This window comes from Pseudomonas sp. 22526, from assembly GCF_052044735.1.
GTDB lineage: Bacteria > Pseudomonadota > Gammaproteobacteria > Pseudomonadales > Pseudomonadaceae > Aquipseudomonas > Aquipseudomonas piscium.
Genome location: NZ_JBQENK010000016.1, coordinates 83091 through 100598, shown reverse-complemented (window position 1 = coordinate 100598; position 17508 = coordinate 83091). Strand labels below are relative to the sequence as shown.

Annotated in this window: 15 protein-coding genes; 11 read left to right on the top strand and 4 right to left on the bottom strand. The window is 65.4% G+C overall.

Annotated features, from left to right (window positions below):
- Positions 1-52: 52 nt before the first annotated feature.
- Positions 53-2965 (bottom strand): aminotransferase, encoded by a 2913-nt coding sequence (locus tag ACTJKT_RS22815; RefSeq protein WP_440788676.1) that lies wholly within the window; start codon positions 2963-2965, stop codon positions 53-55.
- 223 nt (positions 2966-3188) lie between these two features.
- Between ACTJKT_RS22815 and rfbB the strand changes: the two genes are divergently transcribed.
- From rfbB to ACTJKT_RS22780, 7 genes are read left to right on the top strand one after another with little or no spacing between them, the layout of a single operon-like run.
- Positions 3189-4271, top strand: coding sequence for a dTDP-glucose 4,6-dehydratase (rfbB, locus tag ACTJKT_RS22810; protein ID WP_440788675.1), 1083 nt, complete (start codon positions 3189-3191; stop codon positions 4269-4271).
- Positions 4268-5143 (top strand): glucose-1-phosphate thymidylyltransferase RfbA, encoded by an 876-nt coding sequence (gene rfbA / locus ACTJKT_RS22805; protein ID WP_440788674.1) that lies wholly within the window; start codon positions 4268-4270, stop codon positions 5141-5143. Before rfbB ends, rfbA begins: the two co-directional genes overlap by 4 nt.
- Positions 5140-5685, top strand: coding sequence for a dTDP-4-dehydrorhamnose 3,5-epimerase (gene rfbC, locus ACTJKT_RS22800; RefSeq protein WP_063427800.1), 546 nt, complete (start codon positions 5140-5142; stop codon positions 5683-5685). The genes rfbA and rfbC overlap by 4 nt, the downstream gene beginning before the upstream one ends.
- Positions 5682-6563, top strand: coding sequence for a dTDP-4-dehydrorhamnose reductase (gene rfbD, locus ACTJKT_RS22795; protein ID WP_440788673.1), 882 nt, complete (start codon positions 5682-5684; stop codon positions 6561-6563). Before rfbC ends, rfbD begins: the two co-directional genes overlap by 4 nt.
- 36 nt (positions 6564-6599) lie before the next feature.
- On the top strand, positions 6600-8408 hold the full coding sequence (locus tag ACTJKT_RS22790) for a sensor histidine kinase (RefSeq protein ID WP_023970035.1): 1809 nt from the start codon (positions 6600-6602) through the stop codon (positions 8406-8408).
- On the top strand, positions 8405-9808 hold the full coding sequence (locus tag ACTJKT_RS22785) for a sigma-54-dependent transcriptional regulator (protein WP_440788672.1): 1404 nt from the start codon (positions 8405-8407) through the stop codon (positions 9806-9808). The genes ACTJKT_RS22790 and ACTJKT_RS22785 overlap by 4 nt, the downstream gene beginning before the upstream one ends.
- 51 nt (positions 9809-9859) lie before the next feature.
- Positions 9860-10315 (top strand): YiiD C-terminal domain-containing protein, encoded by a 456-nt coding sequence (locus ACTJKT_RS22780; protein ID WP_025808406.1) that lies wholly within the window; start codon positions 9860-9862, stop codon positions 10313-10315.
- Between the two features lie 107 nt (positions 10316-10422).
- Here ACTJKT_RS22780 and cysQ read toward each other — a convergent pair whose 3' ends face one another.
- Both cysQ and nudE read right to left on the bottom strand, forming a co-directional pair.
- On the bottom strand, positions 10423-11250 hold the full coding sequence (gene cysQ / locus ACTJKT_RS22775) for a 3'(2'),5'-bisphosphate nucleotidase CysQ (RefSeq protein ID WP_440788671.1): 828 nt from the start codon (positions 11248-11250) through the stop codon (positions 10423-10425).
- An 11-nt stretch (positions 11251-11261) separates the two neighbouring features.
- Positions 11262-11828 (bottom strand): ADP compounds hydrolase NudE, encoded by a 567-nt coding sequence (gene nudE, locus ACTJKT_RS22770; protein ID WP_007931715.1) that lies wholly within the window; start codon positions 11826-11828, stop codon positions 11262-11264.
- Between the two features lie 89 nt (positions 11829-11917).
- On the opposite strand from nudE, the gene yrfG reads away from it, so the two are divergent.
- Positions 11918-12580, top strand: coding sequence for a GMP/IMP nucleotidase (yrfG, locus tag ACTJKT_RS22765; RefSeq protein ID WP_440788670.1), 663 nt, complete (start codon positions 11918-11920; stop codon positions 12578-12580).
- A gap of 102 nt (positions 12581-12682) precedes the next feature.
- Here the strand turns inward: yrfG and lysM are convergent, their stop codons facing one another.
- Positions 12683-13123, bottom strand: coding sequence for a peptidoglycan-binding protein LysM (gene lysM / locus ACTJKT_RS22760; RefSeq protein WP_440788669.1), 441 nt, complete (start codon positions 13121-13123; stop codon positions 12683-12685).
- A 138-nt stretch (positions 13124-13261) separates the two neighbouring features.
- Here lysM and ACTJKT_RS22755 point away from each other — a divergent pair, with 138 nt between their 5' ends.
- The 3 genes from ACTJKT_RS22755 to ACTJKT_RS22745 all read left to right on the top strand — a co-directional run bounded on the left by ACTJKT_RS22755 (position 13262) and on the right by ACTJKT_RS22745 (position 17428).
- On the top strand, positions 13262-14149 hold the full coding sequence (locus ACTJKT_RS22755) for a LysR family transcriptional regulator (RefSeq protein WP_440788668.1): 888 nt from the start codon (positions 13262-13264) through the stop codon (positions 14147-14149).
- 94 nt (positions 14150-14243) lie between these two features.
- Positions 14244-15083, top strand: a complete 840-nt coding sequence (gene fdhD / locus ACTJKT_RS22750) for a formate dehydrogenase accessory sulfurtransferase FdhD (RefSeq protein WP_440788667.1) — start codon at positions 14244-14246, stop codon at positions 15081-15083.
- Complete coding sequence (locus tag ACTJKT_RS22745; RefSeq protein ID WP_440788666.1) at positions 15080-17428, top strand: FdhF/YdeP family oxidoreductase; 2349 nt, start codon at positions 15080-15082, stop codon at positions 17426-17428. The genes fdhD and ACTJKT_RS22745 overlap by 4 nt, the downstream gene beginning before the upstream one ends.
- The last annotated feature ends 80 nt before the right edge of the window (positions 17429-17508 follow it).

Here is a 17508-nt window from a genome sequence, read left to right as displayed (position 1 = left end):
AACCTGTAGGAGCGAGCTTGCTCGCGATCCGGTTATGACCGGATCAGGAGCTTCAGAGCCCCTCGTCCAGCACCTTGGCCAACATGTCGACAAAGAAGTCGACGCTCTGGCGCGTGGTGACCATCGGCGGCTTGATCTTGAGGATGTTCAGGTAGTCGCCGGTGGGCTGCATGAAGATTCCCAGCTCGCGCAGGCGATCGCAGAGCAGGGCGGTCTCCTCCGTGGCCGGTTCCAGGGTCTGGCGATTGCGGATCAGCTCCAGGCCCAGGTAGAACCCCGAGCCATGCACCGCGCCCACCAGCGGATAACGGTCGATCAGGGCTTCGAGGCGCTGCTTGAAGTGATCGCCGACCCGCTGGGCGTTTTCCCAGAGTCTTTCTTCCTGCATCACGTCGAGCACCGCCATGCCGATCCGGCAACTCACCGGGCTGCCGCCGGCCGAGGAGAAGAAATAACCTTCGGCCTCCAGCGCTTCGGCGATCTCCCGGCGGGTGATCACCGCCCCCAGCGGCTGGCCGTTGCCCATGCCTTTGGCCATGGTGATGATGTCCGGCACCACGCCCTGCTCTTCGAAGCCCCAGAAGAACTTGCCCATGCGCCCGTAACCGACCTGCACCTCGTCAGCGATGCACACCCCGCCCCGGGCGCGGACCAGCGCGTAGACCTGCTCCAGGTAACCCGGCGGCAGGGCGATGCCGCCGGCGTTGCCATACACCGGTTCACAGATGAAACCGGCCAACTGGCGATTCTGCTCCGCCAGCTTGGCCAGGTTGTGTTCGACGCTGCGCACATAGTCCGGGGTGCTGTCCTGGCCGCGGAACTCGCCGCGATAGGTATTGGGCGCGGTCACCGGGTGCACCCAGTCCGGGCGGCTGCTCAGGGCCTGGGGATTGTCGGCGATCGAGGTGGACACCGCGTCCGCGCCCACCGTCCAGCCGTGATAGGCCTCCAGCACGCTGAGCATGTCGCGCCCACCGCTGTAGGCCCAAGCCAGGCGGATCGCCAGGTCGTTGGCCTCGCTGCCGCTGTTGACCAGGAACACCCGGTCCATGGAGTCCGGCGCCAGCGCCAGCAGACGCTCGGAGAACTCGGCAATCGCCGCGTAGTGGAAACGCGAGTTGGTGTTGAGCAGCGACCACTGGCGCGCGGCCTCGGCGGCCATGCGCGGGTGGCCGTGGCCGAGCACCGCGACGTTGTTGAGCATGTCCAGGTAGGAGCGGCCCTGCATGTCGATCAGGTGGTTGCGCCAGCCGCGCTCGATGCGCGGCGGGTCGAGGTAATAGTGCTTCTGCATGCGGGCGAAACTGGCGTCGCGCCGCGCCAGCAGGGCTTGCGGGTCCAGCTCCGGCTCGGCGTCGCAGGCCAGGCCCAGCAGCGCCGCCGGCGAAGGGCACAGCGCCTGCCATGCCAGGGCTCGCGAGGGCGTGCAGAACAGCGGCGGATCGAGCTGCGCACCACGGCACAGCTGGACCTTGAGCCCACCGTCCACCGCCCCCAGCACCTGGCCTTTGACCAACGCCGCGCCGGTATGCACCGAGGGCGTAACGCCCCACAGCCGCACACTCAATTGCGGGCCGTCGAGGCGCAACGCACCATCGGCGGCGCGGTGCAGCACCCCGGCAAAAGGCGCTTCGACCGCGGTGCCCGACGGCACCTGCAACTGCACATGCAAGGGGAAGGTGTCCGGCTCGACGGCACTGTCCGGGCAGGTCCGGGACAGGCGGTACTGCCCGTAACGACTGGCTGCCAGCCCATGGGCCGCCGCGGCCTGCTGCAACAGCTGGGTATCGATCTCCGGCTGCTCCCAGTTGCCGGCCTCGAAGTGCGGGCTGAGCACGCCCAGGTCGATCAGGGCGAACTCGCGCCCCACCAGGCCCGGCAACAAGGGCGCGAAACCTTCGCTGGCGATGGCTGGCAGCGTCTGGCCCACAGCCCCGAGGATGGCCGCTTCCATCAATTCGAACGGCACCGAGGTGGCGACGCGGAAGATCTCCCATTCATGGCTCAGGTTGTCGCGGCTGTACTGGTTGCCGGGGTCGATGCTCACCTGCTGTTCGCCGCTGAGCACCAGCACCGCGGCGCGGGCCACGATCAGCGGCCACAGCGCCAGCAACTCGGCCTGCTGCAACGGATTGACCGCGTGATAGGCGCGGACCGCCGGCAGGATGCACAACGGATCGCCCTCGGCATGGTGCAGCAACGCCGCGCAGGTCACCGACAGGTCGGTGATGCGCCAGGTGCGGATCAGGTCGCCGAAATCGATCACCCCCTGCACCTGCCAGTGACGCTGGGCATCACGCTGCCAGACCACGTTGTCGTCAGTGATATCCAAATGGATCGCCTGCACGGGCAACTGCTCGGCCAGGCGCTGCACACGGCGCTCGGCCTGCTCGGCCACTTCGGTGATCAGGCTGCGCTGCTGTTCATCGGCGATCACCGGCAACAGGTGCTTGATCAGGCTATGGGCGTGACGCGCGTCCCATTGCAGGGTGCGCGTAAGTCCTGGGTGCTGGAAGTCCGCCAGGGCCAGGTCCATCTGCCCGCACAAGCGGCCGAAGCCGGCTGCCAGCTCAGGGCCCAGGTGCTTGAGGTGGGTCAGCGGCTGGCCTTCGATGTAGTCGAGCAGCCGCACATGCACCGGCTGGCCATCGAGCTCCAGGGACAGCAGGTCGGCACCGTTCTTCGCCGGGATCACTCGGGGGACGTGCAGTTCGGGGTGGCTGCCAAGGTGCTTGAGCACCGCATGCTGGGCCTGCAGTTCCAGGGCGGCGTAGTCGCCACGGCAGATCTTCAGGACAAACCGCCCCTGGGGGCTGTCGAGCCGGTAGTTGAGATCCTGCTGGCTGCCCAAGGATTGCAGCGTGCCGCCAAGGCCGTAATGCACCTCGAGCAGGTCCAGCGCCTGCTGTGGGGTGACCTGCGGACCGGGCAGACTGGCGCGATGAATCAACGTGGCGAGCAACATGGAACGACCCCTGGAATTATTGTCAGATGCGTATATCGCCACTGCGCCAGGCGTTACGCAACCCCCCGGCCCGGGCAGTCGACAAGGGCTTCACCGCCGCCAGGAAGGTAAACAGGATGCGAATACCCGGGCCAGACGTCGGCGCCCCTTGCAGCGGCCGCTGGCTGCCGACAAGCTATGCTCCATTTGCGACTCCATGTCTTAGGGAAGAAGGCCTACCCATATGCGCATTCTCGTTACCGGCGGTGCCGGTTTTATTGGATCGGCGCTGATTCGCCACCTGATCCGCAACACCGAACACGAAGTGCTCAACCTCGACAAGCTGACCTACGCCGGCAACCTGGAGTCGCTGTCGAGCATCGCCAGCGACACCCGCTACGAGTTCGTCCAGGCCGATATCGTCGACCAGGCCACCGTCAGCGCCCTGCTTGAGCGTTTCCAGCCCCAGGCGATCATGCACCTGGCCGCCGAGTCCCATGTCGACCGCTCCATCGACGGCCCGTCGGACTTCATCCAGACCAACATCGTCGGCACCTACAGCCTGCTGGAAGCCACGCGCGCCTACTGGCAGGCCCTGCCGCCGGCAGAGAAAAGCGCCTTCCGCTTCCACCACATTTCCACCGACGAGGTGTACGGCGACCTGCACGGCGTCGACGACCTGTTCACCGAAACCACGCCCTACGCCCCCAGCTCGCCCTACTCCGCCAGCAAGGCCGCGTCCGACCACCTGGTCCGCGCCTGGCAGCGCACCTACGGCCTGCCGGTACTGGTCACCAACTGCTCGAACAACTACGGGCCGTTCCACTTCCCGGAAAAACTCATCCCGCTGGTGATCCTCAACGCCCTGGCCGGAAAACCGCTGCCGGTGTACGGCAACGGCCTGCAAGTGCGCGACTGGCTGTTCGTCGAAGACCACGCCCGCGCCCTGCTCAAGGTGGTGACCGAAGGCGTGGTCGGCGAGACCTACAACATCGGCGGCCACAACGAACAGAAGAACATCGATGTGGTGCGCGGCATCTGCCAGTTGCTGGAAGAACTGGCGCCCCGCAAACCCGAAGGCGTGCAGCACTACGCCGACCTGATCACCTTCGTCCAGGACCGCCCCGGCCACGACCTGCGCTACGCCATCGACGCCGGCAAGATCGAGCGCGAACTGGGCTGGGTGCCGCAAGAAACCTTCGCCAGCGGCCTGCGCAAGACCGTGCAGTGGTACCTGGACAACCTGGAATGGTGCCAGCACGTACAGGACGGCAGCTATCAAGGGCAACGGCTTGGCTTCACTGACTTCAAGGATCTGATCGCATGATGAAAGGTATCGTTCTGGCGGGTGGCTCGGGCACCCGCCTGCACCCGATCACCCTGGGTGTGTCCAAGCAACTGCTGCCGGTCTACGACAAACCGATGATCTATTACCCGATCTCGGTGCTGATGCTGGCCGGCATCAAGGACATCCTGCTGATTTCCACCCCCCAGGACCTGCCGCAGTACCGCAACCTGCTGGGTGACGGCAGCCAGTTCGGGGTGCGCTTCAGCTACGCCGAACAACCGTCGCCGGACGGCCTGGCGCAGGCGTTCCTGATCGGCGAGGAATTCATTGGCGACGACCCTGTGTGCCTGATCCTCGGCGACAACATCTTTCACGGCCAGCACTTCACCGAGAAGCTGCAGAACGCCGCGGCGAAACCTTCCGGAGCGACGGTCTTCGGCTACTGGGTCAAGGACCCGCAGCGCTTTGGCGTGATCGATTTCGACGAACAGGGCAATGCCCTGTCGATCGAAGAAAAGCCTACGCAACCCAAGTCCAGCTATGCCGTGACCGGCCTGTATTTCTACGACAACTCGGTGGTCAGCATCGCCAAGGCGGTCAAGCCTTCGGCACGCGGCGAACTGGAAATCACCGACGTCAACAATGCCTACCTGCAACGCGGCGACCTTAGCGTCGAACGTTTCGGCCGTGGCTTCGCCTGGCTCGACACCGGCACCCACGACAGCCTGCTGGAAGCCTCGCAGTATGTGCAGACCATCGAGCACCGCCAGGGCCTGAAAGTCGCCTGCCTCGAGGAAATCGCCTACAACCAGGGCTGGATCGACCGCGAGCACTTGCTCGAGCACGCCAAGTACTTCGGCAAGACCGGCTACGGCCAATACCTCTACAGCCTGGCGGGAGAAACCCAATGAAGGTCCTGGCCACCGAACTGCCCGGCGTGCTGATCATCGAGCCCAAGGTGTTTGGCGACGAGCGCGGTTTTTTCTACGAGAGCTTCAATGCCAAGGCGTTCGAAGCCGCGACCGGCGTGAGCACCCAGTTCGTCCAGGACAACCATTCGCGTTCGCAAAAAGGCGTTCTGCGCGGCCTGCACTACCAGATCGAAAATACCCAGGGAAAGCTAGTGCGGGTGGTCGCCGGCGAAGTGCTCGACGTCACGGTGGACATCCGCCGCAGTTCGCCACACTTCGGCAAATGGGTCGGGGTGCGGCTGTCCGCGGATAACCATCGCCAGCTGTGGGTACCGGAAGGCTTCGCCCATGGTTTTGTGGTGCTGAGCGAGTACGCCGAGTTCCTCTACAAGACCACCGACTACTACACGCCGGCGTCCGAACGCTGCATTCGCTGGGACGATCCGACCCTGGCCATCGACTGGCAACTCACAGGCCCGGCGCAGCTCTCGGCCAAGGACCAGGCCGGCAAGCTGCTCAGCGAAGCAGAGCTGTTCCCATGAGCGGCCGGTTGAAGATCCTGATCAGCGGCCAGCACGGCCAGGTTTCCCAAGCCCTGCAACAATGCCTGGGAAACCAGCACGAATTGATCGTGCCCGGGCGCGGCCTGCTCGACCTGACGCAACCGGATGCCATTCGCCAGCAGGTGCGCAACCTGCGCCCGCAGTTGATCATCAACGCGGCCGCCCACACCGCCGTCGATCAGGCCGAGAGCGAACCGGAGCTGGCCTTTGCGATCAATGCCAGCGCTCCCGGGGTGTTTGCCGAGGAAGCGCGGGAACTGGGGATCCCGCTGATTCACTACTCCACCGATTATGTCTTCGACGGCAGCAAGCAGGCGCCCTACACCGAAGACGATGAACCCAACCCGCTGAGCGTCTACGGCCAGAGCAAACTCGCCGGCGAACGGGCCATCAGCGCGGCCGGCGGCGCGCACCTGATCCTGCGCACCAGCTGGGTGTATTCGAACACCGGCAAGAACTTCCTCCTGACCATGCAACGCCTGCTGCAGGAAAAACCGCACTTGCGCGTGGTGGCCGACCAGATCGGTGCGCCGACCTGGGCCAGCACCATCGCCGCCAGCACCGCTGCCCTGATCGAGCGCTGGCAGGCGGGCCAGTCAGAAGCATGGGGGACCTACCACCTGACCGCTGCTGGCGAGACCTCCTGGTTCGGCTTCGCCCAGGCCATCGGTGAACACCTGCTGGCCCAGGGCAAGGCCTGTGCGACCCTGGAGGCGATCCCCTCCAGCGCCTACCCGACACCCGCGCCGCGGCCCCTGAACTCCCGCCTCGACTGCAGCCGCCTGGCGCGCGAGTGGGGCGTGCGCCAGCCGCAGTGGCGCAGCGCATTGCACGAGTGTCTTGCCGGTCAGGCCTAGGCATAATGCGCCTGTACCCACAGGCGCATGTCCCCCATGACCCCACCTCTCCCCCGACGCCCCCGCTGGCGTAGCCTGGCTTTGCTGGCCCTGTGCCTGGCGCCGCTGCTGTGGCCGCTGGAGCATCTGGCCGAGCGTTATTACCGCAGCGAACTGGCAGGGCAGAACCGCCAGACCCTCGACCTCTACGTTGCCAACCTGCTGGGCACCCTGCACCGCTATGAAGTGCTGCCGCAGATTCTCGGCGAGCTGCCGGCGCTGCGCGCGGTCCTCGGGGCGCCGGACGACGGGGTGACCCAGGGCAACGCCAACCGCCTGCTGAAAAACATCAGCGCCCAGACCGGGGCCGAAGTGATGTACCTGATGGACACCTCCGGCAACACCCTGGCGGCGTCCAACTGGGACAAGCACGACAGTTTTGTCGGCCGCAACTTCTCCTTCCGTCCGTATTTCAGCGAGGCCATGGCCGGGCGCCTGGGGCGTTTCTTCGGCCTGGGCACCACCTCGGCCAAGCGTGGTTATTTCTTCGCCGCCGCCGTGCGCAAGGGCGAGAAAATCATTGGCGTGCTGGTGGTCAAGGTCGACCTGGACCACACCGAAAGCCTCTGGGGCAAGACCCCTGAGCAACTGGTGGTCACCGACCACAATGGCGTGGTGATTCTCACCTCGCGGGCGGAATGGCGTTTCCGCTCGACCCGCCCGCTGAGCGAAGACGAAAGCAAGGCCATAGTCGCCATCCAGCCCTACCCGACCCGCGATCCGCGGCCGTTGAACCTCGACTCCAGCGCCTGGCTGACCCAGACCCGGCAGATCGACGAAACCGGCTGGAGCGTGAGCATCCTTGCCCCGCGCACCCTGATCGACCGTCCGGTGCGCACGGTGGTGGCGGTGGGCGGCGCCACGCTGCTGGTGCTGATGCTGCTGCTCGGGCTGATGATGCAGCGCCGTCGCCATTACCTGGAACGCATTGCCTTCGAAGCCAAGGCCCGGCGCGAGCTGGAAATGCGCGTGGCCGAACGTACCAGCGACCTGGAAGGCCTCAACCGCCGCCTCAGGCAGGAAGTGCTGGAGCGCGAGCACGCCCAGCAGGAACTGGTGCGCGCCCAGGACGACCTGGTGCAGGCCGGCAAGCTCTCGGCCCTGGGCACCATGTCGGCGAGCATCAGCCATGAGCTCAACCAGCCGCTGGCGGCAATCCGCAGCTACGCGGAAAACGCCGAGGTGCTGCTGGACCACCAGCGTACCGAGGACGCCCGCGGCAACCTCAAGCTGATCAGCGAGCTGACCGGGCGCATGGCCTCGATCATCGCCCACCTGCGCGCCTTTGCCCGCCGCGACCGCCACGCACCGGAAAGCGTTGCCCTGCAACCGGCGCTGGACGATGCCCTGGCGCTGCTGGCCAAGCGCCGACGGGCGATGGAAGTGGAGCTGATCCGCGACCTGCCGGCGGCCACCCTGTGGGTCGAGGCCGGGGAGACGCGGCTGCGCCAGGTGCTCGGCAACCTGCTGGCCAACGCCCTGGACGCGCTGACCGAAAAAGGCCCGCCGCGCAAACTCTGGCTGAGTGCCGAATCCACCGCCACGGGCGTCAATCTGTACATTCGCGACAACGGTCCGGGCTTCTGCATGGAGGCCCTGGGCCGCGCCGGCGAGCCTTTCTACACCACCAAGACCCGTACCCAGGGCCTTGGCCTGGGCCTGGCGATCTGCGACACCCTGATGCGCGCCTTTGGCGGTGAACTGTCGTTCTCCAACCACCGCGAAGGCGGCGCCCTGATTACCCTGCGGCTGCGCGCCGGCGCGCCGGGAGTGAGCCTGCAACCGTCCGAGGACCGCAGCGTATGAGTACAGCTATCACCAGTGACGTGCAGGTGGTGTTGATCGACGACGATCCGCACCTGCGCCAGGCCCTGAGCCAGACCCTGGACCTGGCGGGGTTGAAGATTCTGCCGCTGGGCGAAGCCCAGGGCCTGGCCGCGCGCCTGGAGCGCGACTGGCCGGGGGTGGTGGTCAGCGACATCCGCATGCCCGGCATGGACGGTCTCGAACTGCTCAGCGAACTGCACGGCCAGGACCCTGAGCTGCCGGTGCTGCTGATCACCGGCCACGGCGACGTGCCGCTGGCGGTGCAGGCGATGCGCGCCGGGGCCTACGACTTCCTGGAGAAACCCTTCGCCAGCGATGCCCTGCTCGACAGCGTGCGCCGGGCGCTGGCCCTGCGGCGCCTGGTCCTGGACAACCGCAGCTTGCGCCTGGCCCTGAGCGATCGCCAGGAACTCAGCGCGCGGCTGGTCGGGCTGTCCGCGCCGATGCTGCGTCTGCGCGAGCAGATCGGCGCCCTGGCGGCGACCAAGGCCGACGTGCTGATCCTCGGCGAGACCGGCGCCGGTAAGGAAGTGGTGGCGCGGGCGCTGCACGACCTGTCGAGCCGGCGCAATGGCCCGTTCGTGGCGATCAACGCTGGCGCCCTGGCCGAATCGGTGGTCGAAAGCGAACTGTTCGGCCACGAGCCGGGGGCCTTTACCGGCGCGCAGAAACGCCGCATCGGCAAGTTCGAATTCGCCAACGGCGGCACGCTGTTCCTCGATGAAATCGAAAGCATGAGCCTGGACGTACAGGTCAAGCTGCTGCGCATGCTGCAGGAGCGGGTGGTGGAACGCCTGGGCGGCAATCAACTGATCCCGCTGGACATCCGCATCATCGCCGCGACCAAGGAAGACCTGCGCCAGGCGGCCGACCAGGGACGCTTCCGCGCCGACCTGTACTACCGCCTGAATGTCGCGCCGCTGCGTATTCCACCGTTGCGCGAGCGCGGCGAAGACGCCCTGCTGCTGTTCCAGTATTTCGCCGACGAGGCCAGCGCCCGCCACGGCCTACCGCCCCACGAACTGCAACCGGGGCAGCGCGCCCTGCTGCTGCGCCACAGCTGGCCGGGCAATGTGCGCGAACTGCAGAACGCCGCCGAACGCTTCGCCCTCGGCCTGGAGCTGGCCCTGGACAACAGCGCGGCGGATGGCGGCTCCTCGCAGCCGGCGCCGACGGTGGTCGAGGGCGGCCTGAGCGAACAGGTGGAAAACTTCGAAAAGAGCCTGATCGCCGCCGAGCTGGCACGCTCCCACAACTCGCTGCGCAGCCTCGCCGAAGCCCTGGGTATTCCACGCAAGACCCTGCATGACAAACTGCGCAAACACGGCCTGAGCTTCGGCGACAGCGGCGCCAGTTCCGGCGGCGACGACATCGATTGAGCGATGCCGACTAATCTTGTTAAAGCACCATCTTCACAACCGAGGCCCTGCATGAACCGCGACAGTCGTCACCTGGAATCCATCCTCCATCACGACATTCCCCTGACGCGGGACATGGGCCTGAAAGTGCTCGACTGGCGCGAACATGAGCTGCGCCTGCAACTGCCGCTGGAAGCCAACGTCAACCACAAGAGCACCATGTTCGGCGGCAGCCTGTATTGCGGCGCGGTGCTGGCCGGCTGGGGCTGGCTGCACCTGCGATTGAAAGAAGCGGGGATCGACGACGGGCACATCGTGATTCAGGAAGGGCAGATCAACTACCCGCTGCCGGTGACCAGCGACGCCACGGCCATCTGCGCCGCGCCGAGCGAAGAGGTGTGGCACAGGTTCGTGACTATGTATGAGCGCTACGGTCGCGCGCGGCTGATCCTGCACACCCGGGTGGTGAATGCCGGCAGCGATGAAGATGCGGTGCGCTTTACCGGGCAATACGTGTTGCACCGGTAGATTTTTTCGCGAGCAAGCTCGCTCCTACAGGGCCGGTGCACACCACGAAATGACGCTGTCCGGTGTAGGAGCGAGCTTGCTCGCGATCGAGCGCAAAGCGCTCGCCCTCAGCCCCGCGCCAGCTCCAGCAAGCGCCCACGCCATGCGGCCTTGGCCGGCAGCGCCAGGAAGAAGCCATTGAGCAGCGACTCCCGCGCCGGGTAGCAGAACGGCGCGCCACCGAGATCCAGCACCTCGCCTCCAGCGCCCTCCAGCACACCTTGGGCCGCCGCGGTGTCCCACTGCGAAGTCGGTGCCAGTCGCGGATAACAATCCGCCGCGCCTTCGGCCAGCAGGCAGAACTTCAACGAGCTGCCGATATTCGCCAGCTGCAACTCGCCCAGGGTCGCGCTCAGGCCGGCCAGCAGACGTTCCTGCTCGGGGCTGGTATGCCGACGGCTGGCAACCACGGTGAAGGCTTCGCCCGCCGTCAGACTGTCACGCACGTGGATCGCCACCGGCGCCTCGCCCTTGTCCGCGCGCCAGGCACCGAGGCCGGCGCCGCCGAAATAGCAGCGACCGCTGGTCGGCATCGACACCACGCCGAACACCACCCGACCTTCTTCGATCAAGGCGATATTGACGGTGAACTCTTCACTGCCGGAGATGAATTCCTTGGTACCGTCCAGCGGGTCCACCAGCCACCAGCGCTGCCAGCCGGCACGCACGTCTTGAGGGATATCGGCGTCTTCTTCGGAGAGCACCGGGATGCTCGGATCCAGCGCGGTCAGGCCTTGCACGATCAGGTGGTGGGCCGCCAGGTCGGCCGCGGTCACCGGCGACTCGTCGGCCTTGCTGGTGACGGCGACGTTGGCGCGCCAGAACGGCAGGATCGCCTCACCGGCCTTCAAGGCCAGGTCGATCACCGGCGCCAGCAATGGGTGGGGAAAATTCATCGATTGTTCGCTCATGCTTGAAAGGCGCCGCGCTGGGTCAGCAGGTCGCGGGCCAGGTACAGCGCGGCCAGGGCGCGGCCCTCGGTGAATTGCGGGTTCTGCGCCAGGCTCGACAGCTCGCGCAGGTTGATCTTGTCCACGCGCATCGGCTCGGGCTCGTCGCCCTCCAGCCGCTCTTCGTAGAGGTCGGTGGCCAGCACCACCTGGATCTTCTGGCTCATGTAGCCGGGGGACAACGACAGCTCGGTCAGGTGCTCCAGCTGCCGCGCGCCAAAACCGGCCTCCTCCTTGAGCTCACGCTCGGCCGCCGCCAGCACATCCTCGCCGGGCTCGATCAGGCCCTTGGGCAGCGACAGCTCGTAGGCGTCGGTGCCGCCGCAATATTCCTCGACCAGCACTGCGTGATCGGCATCGAGCATCGCCACGATCATCACCGCGCCGTAGCCCGCGCCCTTGCCCACCAGGCGCTCGTAGGTGCGCTCCACACCGTTGGAAAAGCGCAACTGCACCGCTTCGACGCAAAACAGACGGCTGGTGGCGACGATCTCGCGGGCGAGTACGGTGGGTTTCTGGCGCATAAAAGGCTCCTTGGCGTGAACGCGCTACTATAACGCGGCTTTCCCGATTGTTTGTGTCGGATATCTTTCTACCGTTCGAGACGTTTTCCATGCCTTCACTGCCCTGGCGCGACATCGATACCGTTCTGCTGGATATGGACGGTACCTTGCTGGACCTGCACTACGACAATCACTTCTGGATGGAGCACCTGCCCCAGCGCTACGCCGAGCTGCATGGCGTCAGCCGCGCCATGGCGGAAATGGAACTGCAGCCACTGTTCGAGCGTAACGCCGGACAATTGCAGTGGTATTGCCTGGACTTCTGGAGCGCCGAACTGAAGTTGCCGGTGCGCGAACTGAAGCTGGAGACCGCCCACCTGATCGCCCTGCGCCCGGACGCCGATACCTTTCTCGCGGCGATCAAGCAGGCCAGCAAGCGTGTGGTGCTGATCACCAATGCGCACCGCGACTCGTTGTCATTGAAGTTGGAAAAAGTCGAGCTGGCGCCCTATTTCGAACGTTTGATCAGCTCCCACGATTACGGCTTCGCCAAGGAGAACCCGCAGTTCTGGGACGCGCTGCAAGCGGATATCGGCTTCGATCCGGCACGCAGCCTGTTTATCGACGACACCCTGCCGATCCTGCGCAGTGCGCGGGATTTCGGTGTGGCCCATTTGTTGGCGGTGAGTGAACCGGACAGCCGCAAGGGGCCGAAAGACACGGCGGAGTTTGCCGCGCTGGGGGATTATCGAGAATTGATCGAAGGCTTGTAGAGCAACCCTGTAGCCGCTGCCGCAGGCTGCGATCGACCGTGAAACGGTCCGAAGGTCCTTCGGACCTTATCGCAGCCTTCGGCAGCGGCTACAGACCGAGCCTTACTCGGGGATACGCAGTACCTGGCCCGGATAGATCTTGTCCGGGTGCGACAGCAGCGGCTTGTTGGCCTCGAAGATTTTGTTGTACTTGTTGGCGTCGCCGTACACGGCCTTGGAAATGGCGCTGAGGGTGTCGCCTTTTTTCACGGTGACAAAACGCGCGGCAGCAGCCACAGGACCGGTGACGGTGATCTGGTCGTCCACGCTGCCGACACCTTCGATGTTGCCCACGGCCAGCAGAATCTTTTCCTTCTCTTCCTGGCTGGCCACTTCGCCGGTCACGATGACCTTGTCACCTTCCACGGTAGCCTGGACGTTGGGGTTACCCAGGCCGACCTTGGCGATGTGCGCCTTCAGCTGTTCGCCCGCATTGGCATTACCCGGCGTCAACAAATCGATAAGCTTTTCGCCCGCTTCTTTCACAAAGCTAAAAATACTCATGGTGCACACTCCTTGGGTTTAATAGGTCCAGACGCGAAAGACTAGACCAGCCCTGAGAGACGAGGTTCAAAATCGACCAATGACTCTGTGCATGGCAAGCACGTTAGAATCGCCTCCCCCCGCGCCCAGGAAGCGAAGATGGACATCAAACAGCTGAAATTCCTCATCGCTCTCGACGAAACCCGCCACTTCGGCCAGGCCGCCGCGCGTTGCCACATCACCCAGCCGACCCTGTCCATGCGCTTGCGCAACCTCGAGGAGGAACTCGAGCTGCCGCTGGTCAACCGCGGCCAGCGTTTCGAGGGCTTCACCGCCCCGGGGGAACGGGTGTTGGCCTGGGCCCGCAGTGTGCTGGCCGCCTACGACGGGCTACAGGCCGAGGCGGCCGCCTGTCGCGGCAATCTGGTCGGTACCCTGCGCCTGGGGGTGGTCCCGCTGTCGAGCTTCGACCCGCTGCCGCTGATGCAGCGCCTGCACCAGGCGCACCCGAACCTGCGCTTCGAGTTGTCGGCGCTGAGTTCCGAGCAGATCCTCGAACAGCTGGCGAGCAATCGCCTGGATATCGGCGTCTCCTATCTGGAGCGCCTGGACGGCGAACGCTTCGAATCCCTGGCCCTCGGCGAAACCCGCATGGGCCTGCTCTACGATCAACGCTTCTTCAGCTTCGGCGAGCAGCCCCTGAGCTGGGAGACCTTGATCGAACTGCCGCTGGGCATGCTGACCAGCGGCATGCATTTTCGCCAGTCCATCGACCATAACTTCCACAGTCGCGGCCTCACCCCACAACCGCTGCTGCAGACCGATGCCGTGCATCAACTGCTGCAAGCCGTGCATGGCGGCCTGTGCTGCGCGATCATGCCGCTGGACGGCGGCCTGGAAGCCCTCACCGAACACCTGCGCCTGCAGCCCATAGCAGACGCCAACACCCTGGCGCACCTGGGCCTGATCATGCGCCGCAGCGCACCGCGCTCGGCCCTGGCCGAGGCTTGCTTCGCCCTGCAGCAGAAATCACCGAGCGAGTCTTGATCGACGGCATCTATCGGCACATCAGTACTAGCAATTAGACGCGACACTTTGACGCGCTTAGTCTTAGGGCTGGATATTCCGCCGGTGATGCCCCATGAAACCCCAGCGCCCGGCTTGCGCGACGCCCACTGCGAAAACGCCCGCGCCCGCCGCCAGTCAGAACTACCGCTACAGCAATCTCGACCACTCGGAATCGGCCAGCACCGCGCTCGCCGAGGAAGTCGCGCTGGCGATCGCCTATAACGGCATCAGCCAGGCCGTGATGCTTGTCACCCCCAGCGACCTGGAAGACTTCATCGTCGGCTTCAGCCTCGGCAGCGGCATCATCGGCGACGCCTCGGACATCTATGACCTGCAACTGAGCGGCAGCGGTTCGGCCCAGTACGCCCAGGTCCAGATCTCCAGCCGCGCCTTCTGGAACCTCAAGCAGCAACGCCGGCAACTGGCCGGTACCAGCGGTTGCGGCCTGTGCGGCGTGGAAGCCGTGGAGCAGGCCCTGCCGGACCTCAAGGTGCTGCCCGGCGCGCCGTTGCCGCCGGCCCAATGGCTCGATGGCCTGCGCCAGCGCATCAGCGCCTTCCAGCCCCTGGGCCAGCATTCCGGCGCGGTGCATGCGGCGGTGTTCATGAACGCCCAGGGCGAGCTGCTGCTGGGCCGTGAAGATATCGGTCGGCACAACGCCCTGGACAAGCTGATCGGCGCGCTGATCCGCCAGAACATAGCCACTGCCGGCGGCGTGGCCATCGTCACCAGCCGCTGCAGCCTGGAGCTGATCCAGAAAGTCCTGCGCGCCGGCATCCAGACCCTGGTCAGCCTGTCGGCGCCCACCGGCCTGGCCCTGCAATGGGCACGCCGGCACAACCTCAACCTCATTCACCTGCCGCAAAAAAGTGCGCCACGGGTCTATAGCCCTGCGATGGAGAAACAAGCGTGACCACTCATCATCAAGCCGACCAGACACCCACCCCGCGCTACAAGCCCTACAAGGGTCCGGCCGGCGGCTGGGGCGCGCTCATCAGCGTCGCCCAGGCCTGGCTGACGAGTGACAACGCACTGAAAAACATCCGCATGATGCTCAAGACCAACCAGAACGGCGGTTTCGACTGCCCGGGCTGCGCCTGGGGCGACTCGCCGGAAAGCGGCATGGTCAAGTTCTGCGAAAACGGCGCCAAGGCGGTGAACTGGGAAGCCACCAAACGCCGCGTGGATGGCAAGTTCTTCGCCAAGCACAGCGTCAGCTCGCTGCTGGAGCAGAGCGACTACTGGCTCGAATACCAAGGCCGCCTGACCGAGCCCCTGAGCTACGACGCCGAGACCGATCGCTATAAGCCCATCAGCTGGGAAGCGGCCTTCGCCCTGATCGGCAAGCACCTGCGAGCGCTGCCCAGCCCGGACATGGCCGAGTTCTACACCTCGGGCCGCGCCAGCAACGAAGCGGCGTACCTGTACCAGCTGTTCGTGCGCGCCTACGGCACCAACAACTTCCCCGACTGCTCGAACATGTGCCACGAGGCCAGCGGCGTAGCCCTGGCGCAAAGCGTCGGCGTCGGCAAAGGCACCGTGACCTTCGACGACTTCGAGCATGCCGATGCGATTTTCGTCTGGGGCCAGAACCCCGGCACCAACCACCCGCGGATGCTCGAACCGCTGCGTGAAGCAGTGAAACGCGGGGCCCAGGTGGTGTGCATCAACCCGCTGAAAGAGCGTGGCCTGGAGCGTTTCCAGCATCCGCAGCACCCGATCGAAATGCTCACCAACGGCAACAAGCCGACCAACACCGCCTACTTCCGCCCGGCCCTGGGCGGCGACATGGCAGTGGTGCGCGGCATGGCCAAATTCCTCCTGCAATGGGAACGCGACGCCCAGAAGACTGGCGCGCCGTCGGTGTTCGATCACGACTTCCTCAACGAACACACCGCCGCCGTGCTGGATTACCTGAGCGTCATCGACGACACCCCATGGGACGAGATCGTCGAGCAGTCCGGCCTGACCCTGGTGGAGATCGAGCGCGCGGCGCGCATGTACGCCAAGGGCAAGAACGTGATCATGTGCTGGGCCATGGGCATCACCCAGCATCGCCACTCGGTGCCGACCATCCAGGAAATCGCCAACCTGATGTTGCTGCGCGGCAATATCGGCCGTCCGGGCGCCGGCCTGTGCCCGGTGCGCGGCCACAGCAACGTGCAGGGCGACCGCACCATGGGCATCAACGAACAGCCGCCGGTGGCCTTCCTCGACGCCCTGGAGCGACGCTTCCAGTTCAAGGTGCCGCGCGAGAACGGCCATAACGTGGTCGAGGCGATCCACGCCATGCTCGAAGGCCGCTCGAAAGTCTTCATCGGCCTGGGCGGCAACTTCGCCCAGGCCACCCCGGACAGCCCACGGACCTTCCAGGCCCTGCGCAACTGCGACCTGACCGTGCAGATCAGCACCAAGCTCAACCGCAGCCACCTGTCCCACGGCAAGGAAGCGTTGATCCTGCCGTGCCTGGGCCGCACCGACATCGACCTGCAGAGCGAAGGCGCGCAAGCGGTGACCGTGGAAGACTCCTTCAGCATGGTTCACGCCTCCAACGGCCAATTGCAGCCGCTGTCGCCGCAGATGCGTTCCGAGCCGTCGATCCTCGCCGGCATCGCTGCCGCCACCCTGGGTAGCCACCCGGTTGACTGGAACTGGCTGGTGGCCGATTACAGCCGTATCCGCGACCTGATCGCCGACACCATTCCCGGCTTCAAGGACTTCAACGAGCGAGTGAAAAACCCTGGCGGCTTCTACCTCGGCAACTCGGCCGGCGCGCGGCGCTGGAACACTCCGTCGGGCCGCGCCAATTTCCGTCCGAACCTGCTGCCCAAGGATCTGCTGCACGAACGCACCCGCGCCACCGGGCAGTTGCCGGACCTGATCATGCAGTCGATGCGCTCCCACGATCAGTACAACACCACCATCTACGGCCTGGACGACCGCTATCGTGGCGTGAAGGGCCAGCGCGACGTGCTGTTCGTCAACGAGGCCGACATCATCCGCCTGGGCTTCAAGCCGGGGCAGAAAGCCGACATCGTTTCGTTGTGGGATGACGGCCGCGAGCGTCGGGTCAAGGGTTTCACCCTGCTGGCCTTCGATATTCCGGCGGGACAGGCAGCGGCCTACTACCCGGAAGTGAACCCGCTGGTGCCGCTGGAAAGCACCGGGGACGGCAGCCATACCCCGACCTCGAAGTTCATCGCGATCCGCCTGGAAGCGGCCAGCAACAGCGGCTTGATCATGGCCCGGTCGGCCTGATTCCCTGTAGCCGCTGCCGCAGGCTGCGATAAGGCGCGCAGCGCCTTACAGGGCCCTCGAGAGCAACGCCTCCTGCGGAG

Bases quoted from the DNA above. Each gene is read 5' to 3' on its own strand.
- ACTJKT_RS22780 (WP_025808406.1), top strand. From the start codon at position 9,860: ATGAACCGCGACAGTCGTCACCTGGAATCCATCCTCCATCACGACATT.
- cysQ (WP_440788671.1), bottom strand. From the start codon at position 11,250: ATGAATTTTCCCCACCCATTGCTGGCGCCGGTGATCGACCTGGCCTTG.
- nudE (WP_007931715.1), bottom strand. From the start codon at position 11,828: ATGCGCCAGAAACCCACCGTACTCGCCCGCGAGATCGTCGCCACCAGC.
- ACTJKT_RS22785 (WP_440788672.1), top strand. From the start codon at position 8,405: ATGAGTACAGCTATCACCAGTGACGTGCAGGTGGTGTTGATCGACGAC.
- rfbD (WP_440788673.1), top strand. From the start codon at position 5,682: ATGAGCGGCCGGTTGAAGATCCTGATCAGCGGCCAGCACGGCCAGGTT.
- ACTJKT_RS22755 (WP_440788668.1), top strand. From the start codon at position 13,262: ATGGACATCAAACAGCTGAAATTCCTCATCGCTCTCGACGAAACCCGC.
- ACTJKT_RS22790 (WP_023970035.1), top strand. From the start codon at position 6,600: ATGACCCCACCTCTCCCCCGACGCCCCCGCTGGCGTAGCCTGGCTTTG.
- rfbB (WP_440788675.1), top strand. From the start codon at position 3,189: ATGCGCATTCTCGTTACCGGCGGTGCCGGTTTTATTGGATCGGCGCTG.
- ACTJKT_RS22815 (WP_440788676.1), bottom strand. From the start codon at position 2,965: ATGTTGCTCGCCACGTTGATTCATCGCGCCAGTCTGCCCGGTCCGCAG.
- fdhD (WP_440788667.1), top strand. From the start codon at position 14,244: ATGAAACCCCAGCGCCCGGCTTGCGCGACGCCCACTGCGAAAACGCCC.
- rfbC (WP_063427800.1), top strand. From the start codon at position 5,140: ATGAAGGTCCTGGCCACCGAACTGCCCGGCGTGCTGATCATCGAGCCC.
- rfbA (WP_440788674.1), top strand. From the start codon at position 4,268: ATGATGAAAGGTATCGTTCTGGCGGGTGGCTCGGGCACCCGCCTGCAC.
- lysM (WP_440788669.1), bottom strand. From the start codon at position 13,123: ATGAGTATTTTTAGCTTTGTGAAAGAAGCGGGCGAAAAGCTTATCGAT.
- yrfG (WP_440788670.1), top strand. From the start codon at position 11,918: ATGCCTTCACTGCCCTGGCGCGACATCGATACCGTTCTGCTGGATATG.